The sequence below is a fragment of the Bradyrhizobium sp. SRL28 genome (genome assembly GCF_018596315.1).
In the GTDB taxonomy this organism is placed as follows: Bacteria; Pseudomonadota; Alphaproteobacteria; order Rhizobiales; family Xanthobacteraceae; genus Bradyrhizobium.
Genome location: NZ_JAHEAG010000053.1, coordinates 23,246 through 31,868, shown reverse-complemented (window position 1 = coordinate 31,868; position 8,623 = coordinate 23,246). Strand labels below are relative to the sequence as shown.

The window sequence follows — 8,623 nt, the reverse complement described above, 5'->3', positions numbered from 1 at the left end:
CCCCATGAAGGCGAATGCGCCGCCGATCGGCTGACTCATCTTCAGCGGGTTGACCGCGCAGGCCTTCTTCGGCGTGGTGACGATGGCCATGACGCCGTCCTATTCCGCGGCTTGCAGCATGGCAGGCGGCGAGGACACCGGCATGGTGGCCAGGATGTCCTCGATACGCCTCTTACAGCAGCCACCGAACGCGTTGGTGTGCTGCCTAACTGCCTCGACGCTGGTCAGGCCATGCGAGCGGATTGCGTCCTCGAGGGTGCCGAGATCGACTTCCTTGCAGAAGCAGACCTTTTTCGCGCGCCGGGTCGTCTCCGGATCGGCGGCAACCTCGGCGGCCTGCGCGTCCATCTGCGCCATCCCCTTAGTCTGCCGATTCTTGGCCACCTCCTCCCACGGCACTGGTCGACGCAGCTGCTCCCACATCGGGTTGAACAGCGCTCTGTCGATCTCCTCGACCAGCTTCACCATACCGACGTAGCCCATATAAGCGTGGCAGCGCTCCTGGTTGATGTCGAGCCAGGGCATCGCCGCTTTCAGCGCAACGAACTGCGATTTGCCACCCGAGAGCATGATATCCGCTTTCGCGTCCTTGAGCATTTTGTATATCTCGCGCGGCGTCATGTCCTCGATCATGTGGGCATCCTGCCCCATCAGCTCCTTGATGCGCTCCTTGTCCTCCTTGGTGGATTTTTTGACGCTGGTGCCGACCAGCTCGAGCCCTGCCTCCTGCAGCGCCGCCACCACGGACCAGGACTTGACGCCGCCGGTGATCAGAAGTGCCCTCTTACCCGCAAACCGCGGCTTGTACCGTTCGATCGCGGCCCAGGCGCGCGCCTCCTCGCGTGCGATCACCGCCTCGGTGCGCTCGATCAGTTCGGAAGGCGCGCCGCGCTCGACTAACAGCCGGGCGATTTCGCGCAGCGAATCGCTAGAATCCTGGATGCCATAGAACGACCCTTCGAAAAACGGGATGCCGTAACGCTCCTCCATCTTGCGCGCGACATTGATCATCGCCTTCGAACATACCATCATGGCAGCGCGCGCCCGGTGCGAAGAGGCGACTTCGCGATATTTGCCGTCCCCCGAGATGCAGGAGAGGATGCGGATACCGAGCTCGTCAAGCAGCGGCTTGACCTGCCAAAGCTCGCCGGAGAGGTTGTATTCGCCAATCAGGTTGATGTCGTAGGGCGTGGTGTAGTCCGGCTCTTGCGTGCCGATGACGTGCTCGAGCAAGGCCTCGCCGGCGAGCTTGTTGCCTAGGTTCTTGGGGCCGACGAAGCCCGGCGAATTTACGGGAATGACCGGCTTGCCGAGCTTTTGCGAAGCCGCCTTGCAAACCGCATTGATGTCGTCGCCGATCATGGCGGGAACGCAGGTCTGATAGACGAAGATGGCCGACGGGTTGTACTTGTTGATGATCTCTTTGATTGCCTTGTAGAGACGCTTCTCGCCCCCAAATACTATATCGGTTTCGTTCATGTCAGTGGTGAAGCCGGTCCGCCAGATGCTGGCGCCAGACGAAGCCGCACCGCGGTTGTCCCAGGAATTACCCTCGCAGGCGATCGGACCGTGCACCAGATGGGCGACGTCGGTAAAAGGCTGCAGCGCAATTTTGGCGCCGTCGAAGGCGCAGCCGCCTGCGGCGCCGCCCGGCTGCAGCTGCTTGGTGCAGCCCTTCTTGCGCTCGGCATCCGACTTGTTGGCGTTCTTGGCGCAGCCCGGCTCGTTGAACATCTCCTGGATCGTGGCCGATAGCGAACTCATCCGTCTCTCCTCTCAACCGAGCTTGTTCGCGAAGATCAGTCCATCGTGCGCTTAGGCCACCGCCGACGTTTGCCGGCGATGGCGCGCGCCGTTCGTCATCAACGAATGATGTCGAAGCTATAGTCGGTCTTGCCGGCAATGTTGGTCTTCTTGTCGATCTCGTCGAAGATCTTGTCGAGAATCTTCACCAGCACGTTCATGCCCCCCTGATAGCCCCACACCGGAGAGCGGTGATGGTGATGCCGATCGAAGATTGGGAAACCGATCCGGATCAGCGGCGTACCCGTGTCGCGCTCCAGATACTTGCCATAGGTGTTACCAATCAGGAAGTCGACAGGCTCGGTGAACAAGAGCGAGCGCATATGCCAGAGGTCTCGCGCCGGATAGGCATGGCAGTTCTGCCCAAACGGCGAGCTCCCAAACAACGCCTGCATTTTCTTCTCCCAGGCCTTGTTGCCGTTCGTGGACAGCACATGGATCGGCTCGGCGCCAAGCTCGAGCAGGAAGGCAGCCAACCCATAGCAGAGGTCTGGATCGCCATAGATCGCGAACTTCTTGCCGTGGATATGCGCGCTGGAGTCGGCCATCGCGTCGACCAAGCGGCCGCGTTCTCGTGCCAGTCCCTCCGGAATGTCCTTGCCACTGATGCGCGACAGCGCCATGAGAAACTCATCCGTTGCGGACACGCCCACCGGATAATTGAACGCCACCACCTCCTGGCCATGGGCGGCGATGAACGGCAGCGTCTTTTCCGTGCACCACTGCTGCATGGAGATCGTTGCCTTAGCGTGAACCGCGTTCGCGGCGTCTTTCAGAGTCGTGCCGCCGTCATACATCCGGAACTCGCCGTCGGTCGGTGTATCGAACACATCGGAATTATCGGCAAGAATGGTGTACTGGATGCCCATCAATTCGAAGATGCGCTTGATCTCGCGGATGTTGCCGACGGTGTAGCCGTCAAAGCCGCCGATGAGGTTGATCTTCTTGTTGGGCGCGCGCTCGAGTTTCGCGGCTGTCCCCGCCTTGCCGTCCCAGAAATGCTCGAGGATGCCCTTGAGCGCATTGTCGTACCCGGTGACGTGGCTGCCCACGAAGGCTGGCGTGTGCGCAAACGGCACATCGAAATCAGCTGGCACCGAGCCTTTTTCCTTGGACGTTTTGATAAAGGCATTGAGGTCGTCTCCGATCACCTCCGCCATACAGGTGGTGGAGACCGCGATCATCTTGGGCTTATACATATTATAGCTGTTGGCGAGCCCATCGATCATGTTGTTCAGCCCGCCGAATACCGCAGCGTCCTCCGTCATCGACGAGGAGACGCAGGAGCTTGGCTCCTTGAAGTGCCGCGACAGATGGCTGCGATAATAGGCCACGCAGCCTTGGGAGCCGTGCACGAAGGGCAGCGTGGCCTCGAAGCCAACCGAGGCGAACACCGCGCCCAGCGGCTGGCAGGCCTTGGCTGGGTTTACCGTCAGCGCTTCCCGCGCAAAATTCTTTTCGCGATATTCGGGCGTCTTCGCCCATTCCCTAATGCGTTCGACCTCCGCGGCATCGCGGGGATTCTCGAACATCTTCTTCTTGTTGGCCAGCATCTGCTGGTATTCCGGACCGCGGAACAGCTCGAAATGATCGAGCACGTGTTCTGCACTCTGCGCCATTGGTAGGATCCCTTCGAAAATCGTGATTAATGTCGGCTCCGGCTCTCAGCAGAGAGCCGAGCCACTCGAGTTATTCGGCAGCCAACAGCTTCGGCTTCGGGACGTCCTTCCACGGCGCCTTGGTCTTCTTCCAGATCGGTGAGTTGATGGCCATGTCCATGTCGCGCGCGAAGATCGCAAATCCATCATATCCATGATACGGACCCGAATAGTCCCAGGAGTGCATTTGGCGGAACGGCACGCCCATCTTCTGGAAGACATATTTTTCCTTGATGCCCGAGCCGACCAGGTCAGGCTGGACCTTCTCGACGAAGCGTTCGAACTCGTAGCCGGTAACGTCGTCGTAGATCAACGTGCCATCCTTGACGTAGTGCTGGGCGGTGCGTTGGTAGTCATCATTGTGGCCGAACTCGTAGCCGGTGCCGACGACCTCCATGCCGAGATCTTCATAAGCGCCGATCACGTGGCGCGGACGCAGTCCGCCAACGAACAGCATCACGCTCTTGCCTTCCAGGCGCGGGCGATACTTAGCGATCACCGCGTCCACCAGCGGCTGATATTTTGCAATCACCCGCTCGGCACCCTCCTTGATCTTGTCGTCGAAATAGCCGGCGATCTTGCGGAGCGACTCCACGATCTTAGAGGGCCCGAAGAAGTTGTATTCGCACCAGGGAATGCCAAACTTCTCCTCCATGTGCCGCGAGATGTAGTTCATCGAGCGGTAGCAATGCAGCACGTTAAGCTTCGCCTTTGGCGTTGCCTCGAGCTCGGCCAGGGAACCGTCGCCGGACCACTGCGCGATAACGCGCAGGCCCATTTCCTCCAGCAGGATTCGGGATGACCACGCGTCGCCGCCGATATTGTAGTCGCCGATGATCGCGACATCATAGGGCGTCGGCTCGAACGTCGGCTTGCTCTCGGGCGTGACCTTGTCGAACACCCAATCGCGCACCGCGTCGTTGGCAATATGGTGACCGAGCGATTGTGACACGCCGCGGAAACCCTCGCAGCGGACCGGCACGATGGTCTTGCCCCCATATTCCTTCGACTTCGCCCTGGAGACCGCCTCGATGTCGTCGCCGATCAGGCCGATCGGGCATTCCGATTGGATGGTGATGCCGTTGTTGAGCGGGAACAGCTCCTGGATCTCGTCAATGACTTTGACGAGCTTCTTGTCGCCGCCGAACACGATATCCTTTTCCTGGAAGTCGGATGTGAACTGCAAGGTCACGAAACTATCGATGCCTGTCGTGCCGACGTAATAGTTACGCCGCGAGCCCCACGAGTACTGTCCACAGCCGACCGGACCATGGCTGATATGGATCATGTCCTTGATCGGTCCCCAGACCACACCTTTGGAGCCCGCGTAGGCGCAACCGCGGATCGTCATCACGCCGGGGATGGATTTGAGGTTGGACTTGACTCCGCAGTCCGACTTGCCGACCTCGTGAACATTGAGGTGCTTGGCGCGCCGTTTTGCGCTCTTCTCCGGATAGACCTTCAGCACCTCCTGAATCAGCTCTTTGTTGCGGGCTTTGATTTCTGCGATGCTCTGGGTCGGGGCTAGACTCATGCTGATATCCTTCAAGGGTTTCCTGTTGCGACGGCGGCTCTCGGCCAAGAGTTTTGCAACGACTGTGCCAGCCGAGGCGTAAGCGCAAAAATCAGCGCAGTTGAAAGTAGATAGCCACGTTCGCGCGGGTAACCGGACCGTTGTTGCAAACCCGACATTGAGCGTGTCCACAGACGCGCTCGTTTGATCCTGTTCGAAATAAAACAAGGGAGGGCGCGCGTAATATTGCACCGCATTGCCCCACAAGGCCGCGAGAACATTGCGATACTTGGCGGGCCCGCTGCCGGAAATCGCACGTGACGAGGCGACCCAGCTGCAAGGCTGCGTCAGCCAGTCTGGCTCACCATCGTCGCGAAGCCCGACCGCTGCTCACCTCGTTGGCGACGGTGGTGCGCACATTGCGCCTGGCCTCGTCGCCATCCTGATCCCGGCCAGCCAGCCAGAGAGATCGTCGCGGCCGATCCGCAGGCGTTGCTCGAGTGCCTTGAGCACCTCAAGCCACAGCGCTCGTACGATTTCCGCTCTATGGTCTTCTGCATGCGCGTCGACGCCCAGGCCGCCCTAGCTGATGCGCCTTAACGCACTAGGGGCTGTTGATGGGGTGCGATCCGATGTTGCATCCAGGCTGCCGGGCGTGCTTCACCTCCGGCTCCATCTACCGGACAACCGACCCCGGTTAGACTAGCACAGAATTAGAAGCTTCGGGTCAGGAAACGCGAGAGTAGCATGTCATCCCATTCTGAAGATCTCTTTTCGGCGGCGCTGGCTTATCACCGGCTGCCACGACCCGGTAAGCTCGAAATTCAGGCGATCAAGCCGCTCGTCAACCAGCGCGACCTTGCGCTCGCCTATTCGCCCGGCGTTGCCGCCGCCTGCACCGAAATCGCCAAAGACCCCGCTGAGGCCGCCTCGCTGACGGCGCGTGGCAATTTGGTCGCCGTCGTCAGTAACGGCAGCGCCGTGCTCGGCCTCGGCAACATCGGCCCGCTGGCGTCCAAGCCGGTGATGGAGGGCAAGGCGGTGCTTTTCAAGAAGTTCGCCGGCATCGACGTGTTCGACATCGAGATCAAGGCCGACACTATCGAGCGCGTGGTCGACACCGTGGCGGCGCTGGAACCGACTTTCGGGGGCATCAATCTCGAAGATATCCGCGGACCGGAATGCTTTGAAATCGAGGCGCAGCTGAAGGAGCGGATGAAGATCCCGGTCTTTCATGACGACCAGCACGGCACCGCGATCATCGTGGGCGCTGCGATCGTCAACGCGCTGCTTCTCAACGGCAAGAAGCTGCCCGAAGTGAAGATCGTCTGCTCCGGCGCCGGCGCGGCCGCGATCGCCTGTCTCAACCTGCTGGTGTCGATGGGGGCGCAGCGCAAGAACATCTCGGTCTGCGACATCGATGGCGTCGTCCATGAAGGCCGCAACACCTCGATGGACCCCTGGAAGGCTGTCTATGCGCAGAACACTGATGCGCGGGTGCTCGCGGATGTCATCCCCGGTGCGGATGTCTTCTTGGGGTTGTCAGCGCCGAACGTGCTGAAACCGGAAATGGTCAAGCAGATGGCCGACAAGCCGCTGGTGATGGCGCTCGCCAACCCTGTGCCGGAGATCATGCCGGACGAGGCCCGCAAAGCCCGTCCCGACGCGATGATCTGCACGGGACGTTCGGACTTCCCGAACCAGGTCAATAACGTCCTGTGCTTTCCGTTTATCTTCCGCGGCGCGCTCGACGTCGGCGCCACCGCGATCAACGAGGAGATGAAGTATGCGGCGGTCGATGCAATCGCGCAGCTTGCGCGCGATCCGCCGTCGGACGCGGTGCCGCCCGGTTTCGACACCGGCGAGACGCAGGGCTTTGGGTCGGGATCGCTGATCCCGAGCCCGTTCGACCCGCGCCTGATCCTGCGCATCGCGCCGGCGGTGGCGAAGGCTGCGATGGACTCCGGCGTCGCGACGCGGCCGATCAAGAATTTCGACGAATATCGCGCGCTGCTCGAGCGGTTTGCGTTCCGCTCCGGCCTCGTCATGAAGCCGATGTTCGCCAAGGCCAAGACGCAGCCGGTGCGCGTCATCTACGCCGAGGGCGAGGACGAGCGCGTGCTGCGCGCCACGCAAGTGGTGCTCGAGGAGAAGCTGGCGCGACCGATCCTGGTGGGGCGGCCGTCGGTGGTGGAAACCCGCATCAAGCGGTTTGGCCTGTCGATCAAGGCGGGCAGGGATTTTGACCTTGTCAATCCCGAGGACGATCCGCGCTATCGCTCCTACGTGCAGTCCTATATCGACGTTGCGGGGCGCAGCGGCGTCACGCCGGATGTGGCGCGCACGGTGGTGCGCACCTACAACACGGTGATCGCGGCGCTCGCGGTGGTGCGCGGGGAAGCCGACGCCATGCTGTGCGGCGTCGAGGGGCGGTACATGAGCCATCTGCGCCATGTGCGCGAGATCATCGGCTTCTTGCCGGGGGTCAGCGATTATGCGGCGCTGGCGCTGATGATCACCAGCAAGGGCTCCTATTTCATCGCCGATACGCAGGTGCGGCCCAGCCCAAGCGCGGAGGAACTGGCGGAAATGGCGTCGCTGGCGGCGCTCCACGTCCAGCGCTTCAACTTCAAGCCGAAGGTCGCGTTCGTGTCGCATTCCGACTTCGGCAGCCATGACACCGATTCCTCGCGCAAGATGCGCCGCGCCACCCAGCTTCTGAAAGAGAAGCACCCGGAGCTTGAGGCCGACGGCGAGATGCAGGGCGACACCGCGCTGTCGGCCGCTGCACGACGGATGGTGCTGCCGCAATCGAGGTTGGAAGGCGAGGCCAACATCCTGATCATGCCGACGCTGGATGCGGCCAACATCGCCTATCAGACGATCAAGGTCCTGGCGGATGCGCTTCCCGTGGGGCCGATCCTGATCGGTCCGGCGCGGCCGGCGCATATCCTCACGCCCGGGGTGACCGCGCGCGGCGTCCTCAACATGACGGCGGTCGCCGCGGTCGAGGCCCAGGAGCGCGCCGGCGCGCGCAACCAACCTTGTTCGGCTAATTGAAGGCGTCGCCTTCCGCGCGCAGACGGATTCGATTTGATCGCGGAGAGCGGAACGACCACAATCGTTCCGCTGCTCGGTCCGCTCTTCGCGCATCCGCACTGCAGTGAGGTCGACGATGCCAGCGTTCGTTACCTCCGGGCGAGTTCTGTTCGCCGTCCTGTTCATCTACACGGGGGCGACGAAGCTGTTGGGCATACAGCAGACCGCCGATTCATCGCGATCAAATTTTTCAATCCCCAAGGCGCTCGCATTGTGGTCTGCGCGTTCGCATTCATCGCGGGGCTGATGATCGCGTTGAACTTTGGTGCGCGCTTGTGTTTCTTTTAGTCTTCTATGTCGGGATCTCGACTTACTATTTCTACGACTTCTGGAATCAGCCGGCGCCCGGCAACGCCCAGGTGCTGGTCGATGCCTTGAAGAACCTCGCGATCATCGGCGCGCTGTTCATGATCGCAGGCGATGGCCGCGGGAAGAATGTCGAGGCGGCCTACGGGGACGTGTAGTCCCGCCAGCTCTTGGTTTAGCCCGACAGGCAAATGGCGATTGAGGATCGGCAGGCCACCGCGCCCGTTTGGGGCGCTCCCGTGCT

General features: G+C 61.3%; 5 protein-coding genes and 1 pseudogene. 3 read left to right on the top strand and 3 right to left on the bottom strand.

The window, feature by feature from the left end; translation table 11 throughout:
• Positions 1 to 99 precede the first annotated feature (99 nt).
• The 3 genes from nifE to nifD form a co-directional block, all read right to left on the bottom strand.
• Entirely contained in the window at positions 100 to 1,764 is a 1,665-nt protein-coding gene (gene nifE, locus KIP88_RS40650; protein ID WP_214493746.1) for a nitrogenase iron-molybdenum cofactor biosynthesis protein NifE, read from the bottom strand.
• A gap of 98 nt (positions 1,765 to 1,862) precedes the next feature.
• On the bottom strand, positions 1,863 to 3,422 hold the full coding sequence (nifK, locus tag KIP88_RS40645) for a nitrogenase molybdenum-iron protein subunit beta (RefSeq protein ID WP_214493745.1): 1,560 nt from the start codon (positions 3,420 to 3,422) through the stop codon (positions 1,863 to 1,865).
• Positions 3,423 to 3,492: 70 nt separating this feature from the next.
• The gene (nifD, locus tag KIP88_RS40640; protein ID WP_214493744.1) at positions 3,493 to 4,995 is read right to left on the bottom strand and encodes a nitrogenase molybdenum-iron protein alpha chain; all 1,503 of its coding nucleotides are present in this window, start codon (positions 4,993 to 4,995) and stop codon (positions 3,493 to 3,495) included.
• A 726-nt stretch (positions 4,996 to 5,721) separates the two neighbouring features.
• On the opposite strand from nifD, the pseudogene KIP88_RS40635 reads away from it, so the two are divergent.
• The 3 genes and pseudogenes from KIP88_RS40635 to KIP88_RS47175 all read left to right on the top strand — a co-directional run bounded on the left by KIP88_RS40635 (position 5,722) and on the right by KIP88_RS47175 (position 8,537).
• Positions 5,722 to 8,030, top strand: a pseudogene (locus KIP88_RS40635) (NADP-dependent malic enzyme).
• A 37-nt stretch (positions 8,031 to 8,067) separates the two neighbouring features.
• Positions 8,068 to 8,361 carry a hypothetical protein gene (locus tag KIP88_RS47180; RefSeq protein WP_249791395.1) on the top strand — a complete coding sequence of 98 codons (294 nt, stop codon included), beginning with the start codon at positions 8,068 to 8,070 and terminating at the stop codon, positions 8,359 to 8,361.
• Entirely contained in the window at positions 8,349 to 8,537 is a 189-nt protein-coding gene (locus KIP88_RS47175) for a hypothetical protein (protein ID WP_249791394.1), read from the top strand. The genes KIP88_RS47180 and KIP88_RS47175 overlap by 13 nt, the downstream gene beginning before the upstream one ends.
• Positions 8,538 to 8,623 lie beyond the last annotated feature (86 nt).